This is a genomic window from Streptomyces sp. NPDC002742, from assembly GCF_042888885.1.
Taxonomy (GTDB): Bacteria; Actinomycetota; Actinomycetes; order Streptomycetales; family Streptomycetaceae; genus Streptomyces.
Genome location: NZ_JBIAQF010000029.1, coordinates 66835 through 86495, shown reverse-complemented (window position 1 = coordinate 86495; position 19661 = coordinate 66835). Strand labels below are relative to the sequence as shown.

Here is a 19661-nt window from a genome sequence, read left to right as displayed (position 1 = left end):
GAGTAGCGATCTCCCTCGCGCTCGCCTTGCCCGACTGCTCGCGGATCGTCGGGCGGACCATTCCGTCAGGGGTTCTTGATCGTGGCTCACGGCCTTTCGTCCAGTCAGCGGGTGATCGAGATGGCGAAGGGCACGAATCCGCTGGACCGGATTACGTGAGGTACGAACAGGACTGCGGCCTCGGCGGCCTGCGCGGTCTCGATCCCGCCGAGGTCCGTGATCCACTCCCGGTGCCAGCCGAGGTCTTCGAGAAGCCCGTGGACGACCTGCTTGGCCCCCAGATCTTCACCTGAGAGGAAGGCGGTGGGCGACTGGACGAGTGCGGCAGGCGCTGTCATCACCGTGTAGAGCATGGTGTTGAGCGTCTTGACGACGCGTGTGGCGGGGAGTGCAACTTGGAGTTGCTCCCCGAGGCTTGAGCCGGGGTAGAGCAGGTTCGCGGGCAGTCCGTCCGGTCCGTCGACGGTGGCGTTGGAGACGTCTACGAGGATCTTGCCCTCCAACTGCTCGCGCAGAGCGAGGAGCCGTTCCAGCGAGCCCGCGCCCGGCGTGGCGTTGATGACGATCTGCCCTGTCCGGGCAGCATCGGCGGCAGCGCCTGGCGAGCGGTCCGCCACGGTCACCTCATGTCCGGCCCGGGTGAGGGCTGCGGACAGGCTGCCCCCGACGCGGCCGTTTCCGAGTACGGCGATCATGGTCATGCTGATCTGGTCCTTCCAGTGTTCATGGTTCTCAAGGGTGGTCAGCGCGAGAGCGTGGCGACAGCATCGGCGTGCACACCGGGCGCAGCGGCCAGCAAGCTCTCGCTCTCCGGCGTCCAGGGACGGCCCTCGGCGTCGGAGATACGTCCGCCGGCCTCGGCTACGAGCAGTGCGCCGGGCAGCAGGTCCGCGCGGGCCCCGGCGAACTGCCAGAAGGCGTCGATCCGCCCGGCGGCCACGTTCAGCAGGTGCAGGGTCGCGGGCACAGACGTCCGTACCACGAGCGCGTCGAGCAGCATTGCGGTGATCGAGGAGCCGATGCGCCGCACGGTCGCTTCGTCCTCGTCCGGCCGGGCCTGGCTCGTGGCTACGAGGCTCAGTCCGAGGTCCGTGGTCTCAGAAACGCGCAGCGGCCGGCCGTCGAGGTAGGCGCCGCCGCCTGCGAGCGCGGTGTAGGTCTCGCCGGTCAACGGCAGGTGGATCGCGGTGAGCACCGGCCGGTTCTCGCGCACGAGTGTGGCGGTCACCGCCCACTCCGGCAGGCCGTGCAGGTGGTTGACGTTACCTTCAGCAGGATCCACGACCCACCATTCGCCGGGAGGCAGGGCCCCGCCTTCGAGCCCTTCCTCAACCCAGCCGGCCATCGGGCGCAGGAGCGCGAGGCGTGGGCGCAGGACATCGAGGGCCGCGTCGTCGTTGGCGGCGAGCGCGCGCATCAGCTCTTCGCGCGTCCGGTAGCGGACCACGCCGCTGAACCGCTCCCGCAGCGCCGAGCCGGCCGCGCCTACGGCGATCGCGGTCTGCGCGAGCAGCTCGGCGTCGGACACGGAGCCGGTGGTCGCGGCATTTCCAGTGCTCTGAATCGATTTGGGCATGGCGGTACTCCCATCTCAGCAGGGGATGAAGCCGAGGGCGAAACCGTCGATCATTGCGCCCGCACCTCGAAGGTATGAGCACCAAGCATTAACCTCAAGTGCATGTAATGCATGGCTAGAGTGACTCACATGCAATTGGATTTGAACCTGCTCGCCGCGCTCGATGCGCTCCTCGAGGAAGGAAGCGTGGCTGGCGCGGCCGAACGCCTGCACGTGACCGCCCCAGCGATGAGCCGAAGCCTCGGCCGGATCCGGAGAACAACGGGGGATCAGATCCTGGTGCGCACCGGGCGCACCATGACTCCGACGCCGTACGCGATCGCTGTTCGGGAACAGGTCCACGATCTGCTGCAGCAGGTCCAAAGGGTGCTGGCACCGAGCCGTGAACTCGACCTCATGACACTCGAGCGCACCTTCACTCTCCGCTGGCACGATTCTCTTGTCGCCCTCAGCGGTCCCGCGCTACTCGCGGAGGTCCGTAAGCAGGCACCAGGCGTGCGGTTGCGCTTCATCGCGGAATCGAGCGTCGACACCCCCGGGCTGCGTCGCGGCGAAGTCGACCTCGAAGCGAACGCGAACCGCCCGACCCAGCCCGAGATCCGCGCCGACCAGGTGACCGAAACCCGCCACGTCATCGTCATGCGGCGAGGGCACCCGCTCGCCTATGCCGAAGCCGTCACCGCCGCGCGGTACGCCGAGGCCGAGCACATCACCATCTCGCGGCGCGGAAGGTTCGACAACGCTCTCGACGAGGCTCTGGCGCGGCTTGGCCTCACCCGTCGTGTGGTGGCGACCGCGCCCACCGAAGGGGCCGGGCTGGAGTTCGTGCGCGAGTCGGACCTCCTTGTCACGGCCCCCGAATCCACGACACGCTCAGCGGCTGCGGATCTCGGTCTGATCCTGGTCCCGCTGCCGTTCGAACTGCCTTCGGCCCCGGTGTACCTGTCTTGGCATCAGCGCTATGACACCGACCCCGCACATGTGTGGCTACGTGAACTGGCGCGGACCGCGCTGGCCGGTCCGACGAGAGGCCGGAATTAGGCGGCGAGGCGGCCGGCGGTCGGGAAGGTGCTGCCGTCGCCGGCCTCGATCAGGATGCGGGCTCCGGACCTGGCGCCGACTCCTGGCATGCACGTCAGGATTTCCGGAAGAGGGTGGGCCGCCGGCAGTTCCTCGATCCGCCTGGCCAGCAGCTTGTTGCACCGCTGCCGGCCTCAGCACGGTCCGGGGGTGTTGCCGTGGCGGTCGAGTCTGGTGCACCGGCGCTCGCCTCGGCGGCCGTCTGTTGGGCATCGGTGCGGGCGGGAGTGGCGGACGGTGTGGGCAGCAGGGGAAGCGGGGGCGGTGCGGCGGGATCGGCGGATGCTTTCAGCAGAGCCGGGAACACGGCATCGTCCCTGTCCGAGCCGGCTGCTCTTGAGCCGTTGCGGGCCGGTGGGGGAGCTGCGCTGTCGTCGCCGGGCGGCGGTTCCCGTTGCGGGCTTGTCGCGGCCTGTACTGTGCCGCCGGGTTCGCCGGGAACGTGCTGCCATGCCCCCTGCGCCTTGGCGGCGGGCTGTCCGGAGACGGCGAGCGCTGTGACGATCTGCTGGTAGGCGGCATGGTCCAGGCGCTGCACGATGATGTCCGTGCCGAGATGGTCGAAGCGCTGCGGCGTCGTGGCGGAGACGGCCAGGATGTCCGCCTCGGGGAAGTGGCCGGCGGTGGTGCCGGCCGGGGCGATCAGCGTGACCGGGATCTGCGGGCTGGTGCCCAGGACGTCGGCGAACTGCCAGGCCGTGTCGGTGTCCAGCGCCGTCGCGCACAGCACCACGTAGGGGTGGTGGGCGGTCTCGGGCATCTGATGCACTTCCAGCAGCCGCTCGGTCAGATCACGCAGTGCGTGCGCGGGCCGGCGCATGTGCGCGATCCGGGAACTCGGCAGCAGACTCGGCAGGTCCTGGCCGAACCCCACGGCGACCACCTCGGCATCCTGGGCCCACGGGCTCATGCCCGGCTCCAGCGCCGGCGACGTGCACACCTCGCTGATGTGCACGGGGTTGCCGTCCAGCAACAGGACAGGCAGCTGCGCGAGGTCGGCCAGGACGAGGTCACCGGCTTCGGTGCTGCCCACCGTGACCAGGGCGGGACAGGGTGCGGCAAAGGGTGCGGGCCGTGTCCTCGTCCAGGAGCTCGGCGCCGTCGGGCAGCTGCCACCATCCGGCCGCTCCCGCCGCGAACGGTGGCGACGGAGCCTTCGGTCTCGGCCATGAGCCGTCCTCAACTCGCCATCCCGGCGAGGCTGCAGCGCCGTCCTCGACCGGGACGGATACGCCGGCCTCGTCGTGATTCCCCCGGCGAGGTCAGTTCCGGCGGACGGTCGCGGCGGGGCGGTGGTGTGGTTCAACATGGAGTGTGCGATTCGATTCCGTTCCCATGCCGGCGACAGTCGAGGCCAGGCCTCGTGACAGCCGTGGCTATCCCGTGCCCGCCATCACCCCGTGGGAGGGCGACGAGCCCCGGTTCGCGCTCACCGACTACGGGCGCAGCGTCGAGTGTGCGCGGCAGCGGCTGTGCTCGGTCTGCAACACCCTGGTGCCCAGAGGACCGGTGTGGCGGGTGGTCGGCGCCGCGGAGAGTGCCGCGATCCGCGAGGCGCTCGCTGCCGGGCGGCCGTACCGCAACATGGCGGCGACCCTGGAGGCTCCGGGGCACCGCGCGTGCATGCTCTACGCCTCGATGGTCTGCCCGTATCTGGCGCGCCCCAACGCGCGGCGGGGGTTGACGGCACAAAGCCCGGACGACATGACCGCGCATGTCGTCCGGGGCGCTGTTCGTGGGGACATGGGTGCCGTGGTGGGGTACGGCGACTACGAGTTCGCCGTCACCAAGGCCCAGGTCCTGTTCCGTTTTCTCGATGTGGTCGAGTACCTGCCGCATGACACGGCCGACCAGCACCTGCCGGAGCTCCAGGCTGAACTCGCCCGCTCCGGCGGCCGGTTGGGTGGCAGTCAGCCGCGGTAGGCGGGCAGGCCGGTGCGGTTGGAGACCTTGACGGGCTTGCCGAAGCCGTGGGCGGTCTTCGTGATGGTGTACGTACCGGTGGGGGCACGGAAGGCGATGGTCTTGCCGTTGGGCGACCAGGTGGGCTCGGTGTAGTCGGTGGTGGCGTTGGGGGTGACGTCCTTGACGACGTTGGTGGAGCCGCCGAAGTCCTCGACGAAGAGGTGGTCGTGCCCGTGGACGGAGCGGACGAATACGACCTCCTCGTTGTCGGGGGAGAGCGCGGGCTCGGAACCCTTGGTCAGCGCGCTGCCCTGCTGACGGATGTAGTCGTCGCGGATGTAGACCTCGCCGGTGCGGGTGTTCTCGTAGACGGAAGTCCCGTACTTCCCGCCGACGTTGGGCCAGGCGTTGCCGGTCTGCGGGACGTTGCCGCTGCCCGGGTCACCGTTCAGGCTGATCCGGGCCGGCCTGCCATGGTCGCTGGTGGCCTTGACACCCTCCAGCACGGTGCTGCCGTGGATCTTGGCGGTGAACAGGAGGTTGTTCTTCGCGGGGATCTGATTCGACCTGTCGACCGCGGTGACCTGCCAGGTGGGGTGCGACCAGGTCTGCCCGCCGGGGTTGGCGGCGACCGTCACCCGGTGGGTGCCGTCGGGGTTGGCGACGTCCAGGTTGCCGTGACCGTCGATGAAGGCGGCCTTGGTACCGCTGGGGTTCCAGGCCAGGTCACGGACGATGGTGCCGAAGTCGATCGACCTGCCGTTGACCAGGACCTGGCGGGTGCCGTCGCTGACGGTCAGACCCCTGGGCACGGTGAGCGTGTGGGCGGACGCGGCTGCGGCGACCATCGCGGCGCTGCCCCTGGCATCGCCGCTGGAGGACGGAGCGGCCATCGCGGTGGCGGCCGCGCCGCTCAGCGTGAGCAGCGCCGCAGCGCCGACGGTGAGGCCGGCTGCGGTGCTCCGACGGGTACGAGTGGACATCGAGGTTCCCCCAGGACTATGGATGACGCTGCGACTGAAGTCTCGCGGGAGCCGACCACTGTTTATGCGGGACCTGAACCGGTCCGCTCGGCATGCCGTCCCTTCGCGATGAGAGAAGTCTTCCGGCAGAGCATGCCGAAGCCGTGCGTCAGCTGTCACAACTGTGCAATAGCGGGTCACATGGAATGAAGAAGCGCCAGCCGGACCACGGCAACCCCCGGACCTCCCGGTCGAGTGATCAAGTTCGACCTGCTATTCGACGACGGACGTTGAAGATCGAGCTGACTGAGCGTTTTCCAGCCTCAAGCTGACGCGTGGTGAAGGACGAGGACATCCTTCACGACGTCGGTGATTCGGTTGGTGCTGCAGCGGAGCTCAACCTCAAGCACGTGATCGTCTACTTTCAACAGGTCGCCGGCGCCACGGACTTCGCCCGCCAGTTCGGCCACACCCTGCGTACCCTCCCACCCGAGCAGCGCCCGCCCTGGGTCGGCGCCCTGTCCATCTCCTCAATCAACGGCAACCACACACCCGACCAACGCGCCACACTCCTGAACGACTTCGCGAACGCCGACCGCGCGGTGAGCACCAATGCCCAGGTTCTGTCCGAGGGCATCGACCTGCCGGCCGTAGATGCGATCGTGTTCGCCTCCCGCACCGAGAGCGTGCGCCGCTCTCGATGAAACGAGCGGCACCAAGCAGGTGCATGTGCACGCAACTATTTGGGGAGTGATCTCCATGCCGTTGGGAATCGCTTGATCGATTGGGATCGTCGGCCCTGGTCAGCGGATTTCGTGAACGATCCACCAGCCAGAACCCCACGGTCCCGGAGACCGTGGGGTTCTGTCGTTCGTTCATCAGTTGTGCGCGCCGCGCCTCAGACCGCCTCCAGCGGGAAGCGCACGTCCCACCTCGGTTTCAGCTGGTCCGTGTTGCGGCCCACCAGGAACTCGGGGCGGGTCGGATGGGGTGGGGCGTTGTCGACGGAGTTGTACGAGACCATCAGCAGCGCCCGTCGGTCGGGGGACGCGTTGTCCGACGAGGAATGCACGATGTTCGGGTGGAAGGCCTGGATCGTGCCCGCCCTGCCGGTCGCCCGTGTGCTGCCGAAGGAGTCGATCAGTTCCCGGGCCCGGTCGGCTTCCATGGTGTGCTCGGGGTCCGCGTCGAAGTTCCTGCGCCAGTCGCTCCTGTCGCCCGGCGTGACCTTGCCGGGGCCGAGATAGCCCAGGCGGTGGGAGCCCGGGATGAGATTGAGCGGGCCGTTGTTCTCATGGACGTCGTCCAGCGGTACGGCCAGCGTGACCGCCGCAGGCGTGGGCAGGCCGTCCTCCGCGTTCCAGAAGGCGAAGTCCTGGTGCCACGGCCAGGCCTGGCCCTCCCGCGCCTGCTTCAGGTTCACCTTGAACTGGTAGACGTACACCGGCGTCCCCGTCAGCGCCTCGGCAAGGGCGAGGAGATAGGGGTGGCGTACGAGCATCGCGTACGCCTCTTCGAATTCATGGCAGCCGTGCACCGCGCGGACGGCCTTACTGCCCTTCTCGTGGACCACCTCAGGACCGCCTCGGCGGCAGACGGCGTCCAGGCTGTCGCGGAGCACGTTCACCGCGGGGTCGGTGAACCGGAACGGGGAGCGGCACCAGCCGTTCTCCTCGTACTCCGCGATCAGCTCCGCCAGATGTCCGTCGTCAGTTTCGATCACGAATCCAGCCTCACCGGTTGTTGGGACAGCGGTCGGGGTGCGTCCGACCGCTCCTGAGCCTGCGACCGCTCCTGCGACCGCTCGCCGATCCACTCGGCCATCTCCGAGATCGTCGGCCGCGCGATGAACGTCTCCAGGTCCGCGTACGCGCCGAAGCGCTCGTTGATCCGGGATATCAGCACCGCCGCCAGCAGCGAAGTGCCGCCCAGCTGGAAGAAGTTGTCGCTGAGCGCGATGTCCTTTGCGTCCAGGACGTGCTCCCACAGGAGGGTCAGCTCATGCTGTACGCCGTCGTCGGCAGGGCCGAGGGCTTCCCCGGCCGGGCCGACGCCGCTGCCCGTGACCGTCAGCTCGCGCGTGGCGAGGGCCTGGCGGTCGAGCTTGCCGCTCGGCGTGAGAGGCAGCCGCTCCACCGGGACGAACGCCACCGGCAGCATGTACTCGGGCAGGGTCCGGCCGAGCCGGTCCCGGAGGTCGTCGGGCAGTGGCGACGGCCCCACGACGTAGGCGACAAGGCGCTTGCCCGCCGTGCGGCTCTCGTTCACCACGACCGCGGCGTCGGCAGCCTCCGGCAGCTCCCTGACCGCCGACTCGATCTCACCGAGTTCCACGCGGAAGCCGCGGATCTTCACCTGCCCGTCGTCGCGGCCCAGGAAGTGGATCCGCCCCTGGTCATCGACCCGGCCCGAGTCCCCGGTCCGGTACACCCGCGATCCCGGCGGGCCCAGCGGGTCGGGAGTGAAGCGCTCGGCCGTCAGACCGGGCCGGTCGAGGTAGCCACGGGCGAGCACCGGCCCGCCGATGACGATCTCGCCGGTGACGCCGACCGGAGCCGGGTTCCCGTCCGCGTCCAGAACCCGTACCCGCGCGGCGTCGATGGACCGGCCGATGGGGGCGCGCTCCGGCCAGGAGGACGGCTCGCCGGACAGCCGCAGCGCCGTCACGTTGTGTGTCTCCGACGGTCCGTACTGGTTGTGCAGCGCGACACCCGGAAGGGCGTCGAAGAACCGTCGTACGGCCGGAGTGATGTAGAGCTGCTCGCCACCGCAGACGACCTCTCGCAGCGAGCGTGGGTGGCGGCCCACGTCCTGAGCCGTGTGGGCGAGCGACTGCAGGGCCACGAACGGCATGAACACCCGGTCGAGACGCTGCTCGTCGAGGAAGCGCAGCAGCCGGTGGGAGTCCCGGCGTATCTCCTCGTCGATCAGCACGAGGCAGCCACCCGTGCTCCAGGTGCTGAACATCTCCTCGAAGTGGACGTCGAAGCTCGCCGCCGCGAACTGGAGGGTCCGGGACCCGACCCCGGCCTTGAAGGTCTCACGCTGCCAGGAGATCAGGTTGCGCAGCGGGCCGTGCGGCATGGCGACACCCTTGGGCGTGCCCGTGGATCCTGAGGTGTAGATGACGTACGCGAGATCGTCGGCTGTGGCTGCGTGGGTAGGGCGACTGCGGTCCTGTGTCGTCGGCTGGTCCTCGTCCAGCAGTACGACCTTTGTCCCCGGCGGCACCGGCGGCACTCCCGTCGGGGTGCGGTGCGTGAGGAGTACGCGCATGCCGCTGTCCCGCATCATGAAGTCAAGGCGCGCTTGGGGGTAGGCGTGATCCAGCGGCATGTACGCGGCGCCGGCCCGCAGCGCGCCCAGGATCGCGATCGGGAGCCGGAACGAACGGTCGGTGCGGATGCCGACGACCGTGCCGACGACGGAGAGGTCGTGCAGATGTGCGGCCAACTCGTCCGCCGCACGGCCCAGTTCCTCGTACGAGAGGCGGCGCCCCCGGTATTCCACCGCAGGCAGTTCGGGTGACGCGCGTCGCGTGTCGTCGAAGTACTGCAGCACGTCAGACATCGGGAACGTCCGCCTCCTGAAGTGTCTTCTCCACTTCCGCCGCAAGGCCGGACACCAACGGCTCGTCCAGCATGGAGTAGTGGTCGCCGGCCAGCACCCGCGGCGGGGAGAGCGCCGGGCACAGTTCCGCCCAGGCCGCACCGGCCGCCGCCCGCATCAGCGGGTCGCTCTCCTGCGCCTGGAACAGCGCCGTCCGACCGGCGTACGGCACCGGCCGGTAGCGCAGGGCCGCGCGGGCGTGCGCGTCGCCCGGGGCCGATCCGGTGTCGGCGGGCAGCTGCTCGGCGAGGTAGCTGTCGAGCAGGACCAGCATGCCGACCTGCTCCCCGAGCCGGGTCAGTCGCTGGGCCATCTCCAGGGCGACGAGGCCGCCCATCGACCAGCCCATCAGGAGATACGGGCCGTGCGGCCTGACCTCTCGGATCAGTGCGAGGTGGTGCTCTGCCAGGGCCTCGATGTCGGGCTCCGAGGGCCCTTGACCGGCGTCTGATCGCGGCGTGCCGTCGTGCACGGCGTACAGCGGACGCCGCAGCACCTCCCCACCGGCGAGGTTCCGGAAGGTGATGGCATCGCCGCCGCCGGGATGAACGCAGAACAGCGGGGTTCCCTCGCCCCGGCTCTGGAGGGTGACGAGCGGGCGTGGCCGTTCGGCGGTGGCGCCTCCGTCCCTGCTCCCTGCTTCTTCGCTGCCTCGGAGCAACGCCGCCAGCGCCCTCGGGGTGGCCGGGTCGACCTGCGCCCCGTCGACATCCGCTGTCTCCTCGAACAGCACCGACACCGGCAGCTCGGCGGAGAACGCGGCGTTGATCCTCGCGATCAGCCGCACCGCCAGGATCGAGTGGCCGCCGAGGTCGAAGAAGACGTCGTCCGCACCGACGGAGGGGAGCTTGAGCAGCTCCGCGAAGACGGCCGCGACCTGTGCTTCCAGGGCGTCCCTTTGCTCGGGAGGCTCCGTTGCTTCCGGACCCCCCTTCGCCTCCGGACCCCTCTGCCCGTCGCGGCCCCCCTGCCCGTCGACGGCGACCAGCGCGTCGCGGTCGATCTTGCCGTTGGCCGTGAGGGGCAACCCGTCGAGCCAGACGTACGAGTCGGGGACCATGGCGGCCGGCAGGCGCTCGACGAGATGGCCGCGCAGTTCCGACGGCGCGACCCTCCCTTCGGCCGAGGCCGAGAGGAACGCGGTGAGCAGCCCGCCGTCCGCACCGTCCTGCCTGAGCACCACGGCCGCCGCGTGGACGGACGGGTGGCCGAGCAGCGCCCGCTCGGTCTCGGCGGGCTCCATGCGGATGCCGCGCACCTTGATCTGTTCGTCCCGGCGACCGAGGCAGTGCAGCGTTCCGTCGGGGGCGTAGTAGCCGATGTCGCCGGTGCGGTAGAGACGCTGTCCGGGTGTCTCGGAGAAGGGATGCGGTACGAAGCGTTCCGCCGAGCCTGCCGGATCGGCGACATAGCCGCGTGCCAGGCCGATGCCGCCCACGCAGATCTCGCCGAGCGCCCCGACCGGCACCGGTGCCAGGCGGCCGTCGAGTACGTAGACCTCGCTGCCGTCCACCGGGCGGCCGATCGGCAAGTCGCCGACCTCGGGTTCAGCGGCCGTGATCTCGTGGACGGTGCAGCCCACCGCGGTCTCCGTGGGGCCGTACTCGTTGAAGATCCGTGGGGGCGCCGCGGCCCTGCGCCACGGCGCGATGTGCTCCCAGGACAGGTTCTCGCCGCCCAGCACCAGCGAGTGCGTGACCTGGGACGTGTCGCCGGGATCGAGCGCGTGGTTGATCACGCTCAGATGCGAGGGTGTCAGCTTGAGCAGGTCGAGGCCGGTGCGCCGGGTCAACTCGCCGCTGAGGTCGAAGACATTGCGCCAGGCCGCGTCCAAATGCACCGTACGACCGCTGACCAGGGGCACGAAGAGGCTGGTCACCGTCAGGTCGAAGGCCACGGACGAGTGCACCATGGCCCCCGTCCCCTCCTCGTGGCCGTACGTCCGGGCCGCCCAGAGAACGTAGTTGGCCAGGGCGCGGTGCGGCAGCATCACGCCCTTGGGGACGCCGGTGGAGCCGCTGGTGAAGAGGACGTACGCGAGGTTGTCCGGTGTCACCTCGGGGCGTGGGGCGACCGGGTCTTCCGTCGCCCGCAGTCCGTCGACGTTCAGGCAGCGGGCCGGGCCGAAGCGGTCCTGGGGGGTGTCCGGGCCCGTGAGGATCAGGGAGCAGTCCGAGCGCGTCAGCATGTCCGCGGTCCTGGCCCGCGGCAGCTCGGGATCGAGCGGCAGATACGCGCCGCCCGCCTTGAGTACGCCCAGCATCGCCACCAGGAGGTGACGGGTGTGCCCGATGGCTATCGCGACGGGTTGATCCGGGCCGATGCCGTACTGGCCCAGCGCCAGGGCGACTTGGTCGGCCTGTTCGTTCAACTGCCGGTAGGTCAGGCGGGTCTCCGGGTCCGTGACCGCGACGGCATCCGGTGACCGCCCGGCCCGGTCTTCGATGATCTGGTGCAGACACAGGGGTGTCTGCCGGGTGGTGGCGCGGGCGTGGTCAGCGGTGGCCCGCACGACGTCGCGGCTGTACGGGTCCAGCACGCCGATGGTGTCGAGCGGGGCCGACGGGTCGGCGATCACGCCCTCCAGCAGTGTCAGATACTGCCCGGCGAGGCTCCGTACATAGTCGGCGGGGAACTCGCCCTCGCGGTAACGCCACACCAGGCTGAGGGAGTTGTCGCCCGCGATGCTCTCCAGCTTCAGCGCACACGGCTCGGCCTCGACGTCGTCCCAGGCCAAGGTGAAGGTGACGCCGTCGGCGTGCTGCTCGACGGGTGCCTCCTCCTTCGCCTCGTACACGGCCGCCCAGCCGGTCGGGCGGGTGGCGTACGAAGCCGGGACGAGCTCGGCGGCACGCTCGGCGTTCGACCGCTCGTGCTCGATCTCATTCAGGAGGCCGGAGAAGGTCGTGGCCGAGTCCGGTCCGGTGTGGATCGGCGACCAGTGGGTGAAGTGGCCTGCGCAGCCGCCCAGTTCGTCGTACGGGCGTCCTGTGAGGGCCGTCGCGATGGTGAGGTCGGAGCGGTCGGTGATCCGGCGCAGAAGCGCCATCAGGCAGGTGAGCAGGACGACTTCGGTCGTGACGCCGTGCTGCTGGGCGCAGGCCCGCACGGCCCCCGCGAGCGAGGACGGCACGGTGCGGTCGAGGCGTACGACGGCGGGATCGGTGGGTGCCCCGGCCGCGGGCGGGAGGAGCCGACGCAGGGGCAGGCCCCAAGCGGCACCGGCGTTCCCGGCCGCCACCGGATCGGCGCCGTCCCCGGTCACCGACTCGTCGGCCCCCTGCTGGAGTTGCCATTGCGCGTACTGGATGTACTGCAGAGGCTCGGCGCCGCCCGGTGAACGCCCGTCGTAGGCGAGGGCGAGTTCGGCCGTCAGGCCGCGCAGGGCCAGGCTGTCGGCGGACAGACCGGAAGTCGTGATCAGCAGTGCGTGGCGCTGACCGGAGAACCTGAGCAGGCGTGCGCGCAGCGGGGCCGCATCGTCGATGCCCGCCGGGCACAGACGCTCGTACCGCACTGCCGCGTCCACATGGCCGGGTATGTCCGCCTCGGTCAGCGCCCGCAGGTCCTTCACCGTCCACTCGACGTTGCCCGTGCCCTCCGGGGCGATGTCCGCGAGCGCCGTGCTCGCCCCCGGCACCCGGCGGTAGCGCGCCCGCAGCGCGCCATGGCGGTCGGCGACCGTGCGCAGGGCGGCGGCAAGGCGGTCCGGGTCGACGGCTCCGTCGATGTGGACGAGCGCCTGTGCCCAACCGGGGGAAGCGGCGGACGCGTGCGTCTGCCAGATGCGCTGCTGCTGGAACGAGAGCCGGAAACCCTCGACCCGGTTGGCCGTCCCGCCGCGGTTCCCGTCCGTGGCGGTGTTCTGCCCCGTCATGCGAACCGCACCAAGTCGCCCATGGCCACCAGGAGTTCACGCGGACCGCTGAAGGGGTTGCGGGCGTGTGCGATGAGGATGTTGTCAAGGACCAAGACGTCGCCCTTCTCCCAGGGGAAGCAGACTTCGAGTTCGGCGTACACCCGGCAGATCTCGGCCATCGCCTCGTCGGGGATCGGGGATCCGTCGCCGAAGTGGCACTGCCGCGGCAGCGTGTCCGGGGTGTGGGTGGCCTCAAGGGCCGCCCGGGTCGTGGGGTCGAGGCAGGCCGGGTGCCAGTGCTGGGCCTGGTTGATCCATGACCAGACGCCGGTGCGCGGGTGCCGGACGGCGGCCGGCCTTACCGCCTCGGTGCGCAGACGGTCACCGTCCCAGGTGGTGCGCAGGCCCTGCTCGGCGCAGCGCGCCTCGGCCTCGTGCCGGTCGTCGGTGCGCAGGACCTCACGCCAGTCGAGGCCGAGCCCCGTCCCGTAATTCCTGACGTACGTCACGCCCTTGGCGAGGAACTCGGCGCGCAGGTCCGTGTCGAGCCGCCGGAAGACCTGCCGGCTGTCGACGATCGGGGTCTCACCGCCGGAGGCCGCGGGCCGTGCGCAGCAGAACACGATCCGCGCGGGTCCCGAGTCGTTGAAGGAGTTCTCGGTGTGCCACAGCAGCTTCTCCTCCGGCGGGAAGAACACCGGAGAGGAGATGCTGCCGCTCAGCGAGGCCCGGGGATGCTCGCCGTTGTCGCGGTAGACCTCGTCGACGAGCGCTTCGGCCAGCGGCTCCAGAGCGTGTGCCGTGGTGACCGAGAACCCGCGGAGCAGCACGGCGCCGTGCTCGTCGAGGGTCTCGTCGAGCCAGGCCCTCGCGTGGGCGGCCCAGGCCGCGACGTCGACACCGGCGGCGGCAGGGCGGACGACCAGGGGCGGTTCGCCGTCGGCCGCGAGCGGTGCGTGGCTGACGAGCGAGTCGGAGGTGAGGCTGACTTGGGCGGGAACGGCCTGCCGCAGCCCGGCAGGGCCCCGGCGCGGTGGTTGGGTCACGCCGGTTCCTCCTGGTGCAGTGCCCGGCCGAGGCGGTCCGCGGCCAGCAGATACAGGGCCTCGACGTCCTGGCCGGTGATCGAGGAGAACTGGTGCGCGGTCTCGAAGGCCGGGTGGCGCACCAGCTTCTCGCGGTAGTCGGGCAGCGTGGCGCCCGACTGCAGCATCTGGAGCCACTGGCGGGTGCCGGGGTAGGGGCTGTTGACGTTGAGGGCGACGCACCCGTCGGGGATGCAGCCTGCCCGGTGCAGTTCGGCGATGAGGTCGAGCGTCTCAAGGCGCTGCTCGGGCGTCTCCCCGAGACCGAACTGCAGGGACGTACCGACCCGGATCCCGGCCTCGCGGCACCAGTGGGCCACCTCCCGCAAGCGCTCGGTCCAGTCGCCCTCGGAGACCAGGAGCAGTTGGCGGACCTTCTGGACGCGTACGGCGTCGGGTTCGGCCGATTCGACACCGAAGTAGATATAGCTGCAGCCGGCCGCCGCCATGCGCCGCAGGAGATCCCGGTCCACGTCGTTGACGGTGGTCTGGCAGCCCCATTCGAAGGTGCCGTGGTCGGCGGCGAGTTCTTCGAGGAGGGTCAGGAACTCCTTCAGCCAGCGGGGGTTCTGGGTGAAGGTGCTGTCGTCGAAGAACACCGCCTCGAAGCCCTGCTCGATGCGCAGCCGGATCTCTCCGATGACGTGCTGCGGGGAGCGCTGGCGGATCTTGGGCTGTTCGTAGAGGAACGCGTCCGCGGACTCGTGACAGAAGGAGCACGCGTACTTGCAGCCCAGGCAGGCCATGATCTGCGCGGTGCGGCGATGCCCGAAGACCGGGAAGCGGTTCTCGTGCGTCATCCGGGTCACGTCGATGTACGGGAGCCGGTCGCCGTCGATCGGCACGCCGCTGAGCGGCAGCGACTCGATGCGCCGCGCGTTCCAGTCGTAGGTGAACAGGCTGCCCACGCCCGGCAGTTCGGTGAACCGGTCCGGCTCGGCGAGCATGCGCTTCTTGACGGTCTCGGCGTCGGCGGGCAGGCACTCCGCCACCAGCTTGAGCACCTCGGGCAGCGCGAACGCGGAGTCGCCCGCGAACACGATGTCCGCGAGCTCCCGTTCCTCGGGGCGGGCGAAGGTCTGCAGCGTGGTGAGCCGGCCGAGTTCCTCCGCGCCGATGCGGAAGTCGTCGTGGCTCTCCTGCCTGCGGCCGCTCATCCCGGACACGCGCCGCGAGGCCGCCCGGTAGGCGTCCGGGTTCACGGCGTCCTCGTGCTGGCCGCCGAGCAGGACGATGGCCTGCGGGCACTCCTTCTTGACGGTGGCGGCGATGCGCAGGGCGAAGTGGTGGCCCTCGGAGAGGTTGCTGATGCCGACCACGACCGGGCGGTGCTCTCGCAGACAGCCGACGAGCTCCTTCTCGAAGGCGGCCGAGTAGGCAGGGGGGTTGAGGACGGCCACCACGTCGGGGACGCGGCTGCCGGGGAACTCGTCGATGCGCAGCATCCGGTCGAGGACACAGGTCGCGTAGAGCAGCGGCGTGGGCATGCCGGGGAACGCGCCGGTCGCGCCCTCCTCGATGTGCGGGGCGCTGACGAAGAGCACCGGGAAGTACTTGGTCCCGTGCTCGGGCGAGGTCTCGCGGAGCAGTGCCTCCTGCGAGACGGTGCGCGGGTCCCCGCCGTCGCCGGGGTGCCAGCGCCAGCGCTTCTCCTCCTCGTACAGCTCACGGTCTATTCGCTCGGCGCGCGCCCGGCGCACGCTGCGCGCCAGGGCCTCCGGTACAGCGAGCGGTCTGGGGTCCATGAGCGTCACCCGCCCGTCGCACGGGAGACGTACGCCGCCACATCGGGGTCCGCGAGGAGGCGGGTGCGGTCCACGGTGAACCGGGTGATGGTGCCGCGGGGGTCGGCGTCGTCGGTGCCGACGCCGCCCGTGGTGGACAGGACCGTCGTCGCGGGTGGTGTGTCCCGTGCCGGGGGAGCCGCTTGTGCCCAGGCCGCGGCGGCGAGGTAGGCGAGGTAGTGGGAGAAGCGGTCGGAGAGCTGCTGTTGGACCGCCGGGGCGACGTCGAGGCGCTCGCAGGCGGCGGCCACCGCCGTTCCGTAGGCCGTTTCCAGCGCCTCGGCGAGCGGCAGGACGTCCGCTCCGGTCAGCGCGGGTCCGTCATCGCACGGCCCGGCGGCCACCAGGGCGGTCTCCAGGTCCTGCGGGGAGAGCTGGGCGGCGAGCGTGCGCACAGCCGTGCGGTAGTCGTCGGCCAGGATGTGACTGTCGACCAGGATCGGGTCGAAGGTGATGAGGGAGGGTTCTCCAGAGGGTTCGTCAGTGGGCTCGCCAAGTCCCAACGTCCTTAATCGGCCAAACAAATCGCGCGCGAGGCCGCTTCCCGCGCAGTGACCGAACACGGCCCGCACCGGCTGCCCGAGCTCCTGGACGGCCTCGAGCCACGGCTCCACGTACGCGTCGGGCCCCTCCTTGACCAGTTCGGCGACCGTGCTGCGCAGCGGCACGCCCTCCAGGACGTGCCGTCCCTCCAGGAAGGACGCCAGGTCGGCGAACCGGGCATCGCCGCGTCCGGCGTCGAAGGCCACGGTGAGGATCAGGCCCGCGTCGCCGTCCCGCAGTACCTGCCATCGAGAAGAAGTCATGGTGCTCCCGTCTGTCCGTGGCCGCGGAAGGCTATACGTGGGCATCGGCCCAGAAGGTGCCGTACTCGTCGGCGGTGCCGGGGACCGGCGCGGAACCGAAGTACGGGGTCTTGTCCATGGCCTGCGCGAACTTCACCTGACCCTCCAGGAACACGTCGTACACCTGGTCAGGGGTGGCCTTGTCGGTCGCGAAGACGGGGGGCAGGTCCTCGTGGTAGAGGCGGAAGTCCCGGTGGAGCAGCTTCATGCCGAAGCGCTCCGGGTTGTCGAACATGGCGCTTCCCGGATACGGCACGAGGCCGAAGAGGTACGTCGCCTGCAGCAGGTCCTCGTCGAGGAGTTGGCAGACCCAGTCGATGCTGCGGCGCATGTCGTCCGGTGTCTGGTCGGGAAAGCCGTTCACGGTGAAGGAACAGGCGGCGAGCCCGGCGTCCCTGACCTTCTTGAGGGTTTCCCTTGTCGCGCTCAGCTTCATGTGATGCTTATGCGTTTCATGGCTTTCCTGGGAGGCGGTCTCCAGGCCTATCTCCACCCATTGGCAGCCGCTGCTCTTCAGCTTGCGCAGGATACGGTCGTCCGTCAGGCAATTCAGTCGGGTCTGGCAGTCGTAATTGATGTCACCTTCCTTCTCCAGTAACTCGAGGAGTTCGAGGGTGCGTTCCGGGTGCAGGGTGAAGGTCTCGTCACCCCAGTAGATGTTGTGGCGCTCGCCGTAGCGGGCCCGGTAGGCACGGATCTCCTTGATCACGCGGTCCAGCGGGAAATAGTCGGGGCGCCTGCCGATGGTCTGGATCGTGCAGAAGGTGCACTGATAGGGGCAGCCGAGCGCATAGACCTGACGTAAATAGCGGATGTCTTCCCCGGCACTCGCAGGGAAAAGGTCCACCTTCGGAAAGGGGATGTCGGCCGGGTGCAGCTGCGGATAGCGGGGCGCCGTCCGGGCCGTCGTGCCGTCGGAGCGCTGGTACACGAGGTTGCCCACGCCGTCCACGTCGCCTCCGCAGGACAGCGCGTCGAGGAGCGCGGGAAGGGCCTGCTCGCCCCGGTCGACCACGACGTAGTCGACGCTGGGGTGGCCGGCCACCTCGTGGCTCAGCGGCGTGGCGACGACCCCGCCGTACACGACGAAGGACGCGGGCCGGATCCGCTTGACGGCGTCCGAGATCTCGTACGCGAAGCAGAGGTTCACCGTCATCGGCGAGAACAGGTAGACGTCCGCCGGATGATCGCGCACGGCTGCCTCCACGACGTCCACGGCCATATGGCCCGGCCGTGTGAAGGTGTCCGGATCGGTGTAGAGATCGACCACGTCGATGTCGTCGTAGCCGTGCGCTACGAGCACTCCGGCCAGCCAGTGCATCCAGTGTGGAAGCTCCCACATATTCTTGCGCATATGGTCGAGATCCGGATGTGCCGCGTGGTATTGAATGTCGAAGTTCCGCCAGAAATCTTTGCGCTGCGCAATAGGAACGGTAGACATGGGCGTATGCACAAAAGCGACCCGCAATTTCTCTCCAGGGAAGAGGGGGATGGGGCTGCGCACAGACGGTACTGGCAAAATCGAATTCCTATCATGCGTGACGGAGTACCGTCAAGACGTGCGTCAAGTCACCACACCCTGGACGACCTTGACGCCCTCGTGGGCCTGTGATCTACTACCCGCCGGCAGATCCGGATTGGGGAACCCGTGCCGTCAGATAAACTGTCCGATGACCAGGACCAGGATCAGGCGCGGCCGACGGGTGCGGGGGGCGGTTCGCCCTCTTTATGGAGCAACCCCGCATATCGAATTTTCTTAGGCGTTCAGACTCTTTCCGCGCTCGGTGACTCCTTCTCGTATGTCGCCTTGCCGTTGCTGGTGCTCCACACCACGGGATCGGTCCTTCAAATGGGCCTCGTCACCGGGCTCACCGGTGTCGCGTCGATCCTGACCGGCCTGTTCGCCGGTGTCGTCGCCGACCGCTTCGACCGCAGACGGCTGCTGATGCTCGCCGACGGGGCGCGCTGTCTGCTCTATCTGCTGATCCCGCTGGCGTGGATCTCCGCGTCGCCGCTCTGGCTGATCTACACCGTCGTCCCCATCGCGGGCTGCTTCTCGATGCTCTTCCAGGTCACCTATGTGACCGTGGTGCCAGCCATCGTCCAGCCGGACCAGATCACCAAGGCCAACGGCCATATGTACGCGACGTACGCCGTGGCCAGCGTCGCGGGGCCCGCGCTCGCGGGCTTCGTGGCCTCGTCCGCGGGTCCTGCCGCCGCGATCGGCATCGACGCGGCGACCTTCGCGGTCTCCGCGCTCGGCGTGCTGCTCGTCAAGTTCGACGGCAAGCCACGGCGGGCCGACACCGCCGAACGCGGCAACATCCGCAACGAGTTCCTGGCCGGGGCGAAGTTCCTGTGGGCGCACCCCGTGCTGCGGCCGCTGACATTTCTGCTCTCACTGATCACCTTCCTCATCTATGGCCTGACCGACCTCGTCATCTACTTGGTCAAGGATGAGCTGCACCACCCGGACACCACCGTCGGCTATGTGCTGACGGCCGGGACCGTCGGCTCGTTCATCGCCTCGGCGGCGGTCGCCCGGGTGCGCGAACGGCTTGGTTTCGGGGTGAGTTGGATCAGTGCGTTCTCGCTCGCGGGTCTCGCCGTCGCCGGGATCGGCCTGTCCGGGAGCGTCCCGGTGATCGCTGTACTGATGACGGTCACCCTGATGTGCACGGGCATCGCGGGCATCTCGTCGATGTCCCTGCGTCAGGAAGTGACCCCAAGTCATCTCCTCGGCCGGGTCACGTCCTCGTTCTGGACCATCCATACGGCGCTGGGGCCGATCGGCGCGGCCATCACGACCGCGGCCGCCGCCGGGGCCGGCGTCACGACGGTCTGTGTCGTCATCGGCGTCGTCGTCCTGGGCATCGCCCTGACCGGGCTGCTCACCGGCATCGCCCGGCCCCACGCCGTCGACCGCCCGGCAGGAGAGGTCGCATGAGCCCCGGAG

The 19661-nt window shown here is 69.4% G+C and carries 15 protein-coding genes and 1 pseudogene; 4 read left to right on the top strand and 12 right to left on the bottom strand.

The window, feature by feature from the left end; translation table 11 throughout:
* Positions 1-104 precede the first annotated feature (104 nt).
* On the bottom strand, positions 105-701 hold the full coding sequence (locus ACFYW8_RS36755; protein ID WP_389089042.1) for an NADPH-dependent F420 reductase: 597 nt from the start codon (positions 699-701) through the stop codon (positions 105-107).
* Positions 702-742: 41 nt separating this feature from the next.
* Entirely contained in the window at positions 743-1576 is an 834-nt protein-coding gene (locus ACFYW8_RS36750; protein ID WP_389089039.1) for an inositol monophosphatase family protein, read from the bottom strand.
* Between the two features lie 129 nt (positions 1577-1705).
* Between ACFYW8_RS36750 and ACFYW8_RS36745 the strand changes: the two genes are divergently transcribed.
* Positions 1706-2617, top strand: coding sequence for a LysR family transcriptional regulator (locus tag ACFYW8_RS36745; RefSeq protein ID WP_389089036.1), 912 nt, complete (start codon positions 1706-1708; stop codon positions 2615-2617).
* Here the strand turns inward: ACFYW8_RS36745 and ACFYW8_RS36740 are convergent.
* Positions 2617-2772, bottom strand: a pseudogene (locus ACFYW8_RS36740) (transposase); the annotation flags it as partial. The gene ACFYW8_RS36745 and the pseudogene ACFYW8_RS36740 sit on opposite strands and share 1 nt — an antisense overlap.
* Complete coding sequence (locus ACFYW8_RS36735; protein ID WP_389089033.1) at positions 2712-3689, bottom strand: hypothetical protein; 978 nt, start codon at positions 3687-3689, stop codon at positions 2712-2714. The pseudogene ACFYW8_RS36740 and the gene ACFYW8_RS36735, both read right to left, overlap by 61 nt.
* 302 nt (positions 3690-3991) lie before the next feature.
* On the opposite strand from ACFYW8_RS36735, the gene ACFYW8_RS36730 reads away from it, so the two are divergent.
* Entirely contained in the window at positions 3992-4579 is a 588-nt protein-coding gene (locus tag ACFYW8_RS36730; RefSeq protein ID WP_389089030.1) for a hypothetical protein, read from the top strand.
* Here ACFYW8_RS36730 and ACFYW8_RS36725 read toward each other — a convergent pair.
* Complete coding sequence (locus tag ACFYW8_RS36725; RefSeq protein WP_389089027.1) at positions 4567-5544, bottom strand: TolB family protein; 978 nt, start codon at positions 5542-5544, stop codon at positions 4567-4569. The genes ACFYW8_RS36730 and ACFYW8_RS36725 overlap by 13 nt on opposite strands.
* 317 nt (positions 5545-5861) lie before the next feature.
* On the opposite strand from ACFYW8_RS36725, the gene ACFYW8_RS36720 reads away from it, so the two are divergent.
* Positions 5862-6227, top strand: coding sequence for a helicase-related protein (locus ACFYW8_RS36720; protein ID WP_389089024.1), 366 nt, complete (start codon positions 5862-5864; stop codon positions 6225-6227).
* 194 nt (positions 6228-6421) lie between these two features.
* On the opposite strand, the gene ACFYW8_RS36715 is transcribed toward ACFYW8_RS36720, so the two are convergent.
* Genes ACFYW8_RS36715 through ACFYW8_RS36685 form a run of 7 tightly spaced genes read right to left on the bottom strand, consistent with a single transcriptional unit; the run spans position 6422 to position 18047 of the window.
* Positions 6422-7246 carry a phytanoyl-CoA dioxygenase family protein gene (locus ACFYW8_RS36715; protein WP_389089021.1) on the bottom strand — a complete coding sequence of 275 codons (825 nt, stop codon included), beginning with the start codon at positions 7244-7246 and terminating at the stop codon, positions 6422-6424.
* The gene (locus tag ACFYW8_RS36710) at positions 7243-9093 is read right to left on the bottom strand and encodes a non-ribosomal peptide synthetase (protein WP_389089017.1); all 1851 of its coding nucleotides are present in this window, start codon (positions 9091-9093) and stop codon (positions 7243-7245) included. Before ACFYW8_RS36710 ends, ACFYW8_RS36715 begins: the two co-directional genes overlap by 4 nt.
* Positions 9086-13009, bottom strand: coding sequence for an amino acid adenylation domain-containing protein (locus ACFYW8_RS36705; protein WP_389089014.1), 3924 nt, complete (start codon positions 13007-13009; stop codon positions 9086-9088). Before ACFYW8_RS36705 ends, ACFYW8_RS36710 begins: the two co-directional genes overlap by 8 nt.
* On the bottom strand, positions 13006-14037 hold the full coding sequence (locus tag ACFYW8_RS36700) for a TauD/TfdA family dioxygenase (protein ID WP_389089011.1): 1032 nt from the start codon (positions 14035-14037) through the stop codon (positions 13006-13008). Before ACFYW8_RS36700 ends, ACFYW8_RS36705 begins: the two co-directional genes overlap by 4 nt.
* The gene (locus ACFYW8_RS36695) at positions 14034-15821 is read right to left on the bottom strand and encodes a B12-binding domain-containing radical SAM protein (RefSeq protein WP_389089008.1); all 1788 of its coding nucleotides are present in this window, start codon (positions 15819-15821) and stop codon (positions 14034-14036) included. Before ACFYW8_RS36695 ends, ACFYW8_RS36700 begins: the two co-directional genes overlap by 4 nt.
* A 5-nt stretch (positions 15822-15826) precedes the next feature.
* Positions 15827-16666 (bottom strand): hypothetical protein, encoded by an 840-nt coding sequence (locus ACFYW8_RS36690; protein WP_389089005.1) that lies wholly within the window; start codon positions 16664-16666, stop codon positions 15827-15829.
* Positions 16667-16697: 31 nt separating this feature from the next.
* Positions 16698-18047, bottom strand: coding sequence for a B12-binding domain-containing radical SAM protein (locus tag ACFYW8_RS36685; protein WP_389089002.1), 1350 nt, complete (start codon positions 18045-18047; stop codon positions 16698-16700).
* A gap of 306 nt (positions 18048-18353) precedes the next feature.
* Between ACFYW8_RS36685 and ACFYW8_RS36680 the strand changes: the two genes are divergently transcribed.
* Positions 18354-19652, top strand: coding sequence for an MFS transporter (locus ACFYW8_RS36680; protein WP_389088998.1), 1299 nt, complete (start codon positions 18354-18356; stop codon positions 19650-19652).
* Positions 19653-19661: the final 9 nt, after the last annotated feature.

Excerpts from the sequence above, each read along its gene's own strand:
- ACFYW8_RS36705 (WP_389089014.1), bottom strand. The coding sequence starts at position 13,009 with ATGACGGGGCAGAACACCGCCACGGACGGGAACCGCGGCGGGACGGCC.
- ACFYW8_RS36685 (WP_389089002.1), bottom strand. The coding sequence starts at position 18,047 with ATGTGGGAGCTTCCACACTGGATGCACTGGCTGGCCGGAGTGCTCGTA.
- ACFYW8_RS36725 (WP_389089027.1), bottom strand. The coding sequence starts at position 5,544 with ATGTCCACTCGTACCCGTCGGAGCACCGCAGCCGGCCTCACCGTCGGC.
- ACFYW8_RS36750 (WP_389089039.1), bottom strand. The coding sequence starts at position 1,576 with ATGCCCAAATCGATTCAGAGCACTGGAAATGCCGCGACCACCGGCTCC.
- ACFYW8_RS36690 (WP_389089005.1), bottom strand. The coding sequence starts at position 16,666 with ATGACTTCTTCTCGATGGCAGGTACTGCGGGACGGCGACGCGGGCCTG.
- ACFYW8_RS36695 (WP_389089008.1), bottom strand. The coding sequence starts at position 15,821 with ATGGACCCCAGACCGCTCGCTGTACCGGAGGCCCTGGCGCGCAGCGTG.
- ACFYW8_RS36745 (WP_389089036.1), top strand. The coding sequence starts at position 1,706 with ATGCAATTGGATTTGAACCTGCTCGCCGCGCTCGATGCGCTCCTCGAG.
- ACFYW8_RS36755 (WP_389089042.1), bottom strand. The coding sequence starts at position 701 with ATGACCATGATCGCCGTACTCGGAAACGGCCGCGTCGGGGGCAGCCTG.
- ACFYW8_RS36730 (WP_389089030.1), top strand. The coding sequence starts at position 3,992 with ATGCCGGCGACAGTCGAGGCCAGGCCTCGTGACAGCCGTGGCTATCCC.
- ACFYW8_RS36710 (WP_389089017.1), bottom strand. The coding sequence starts at position 9,093 with ATGTCTGACGTGCTGCAGTACTTCGACGACACGCGACGCGCGTCACCC.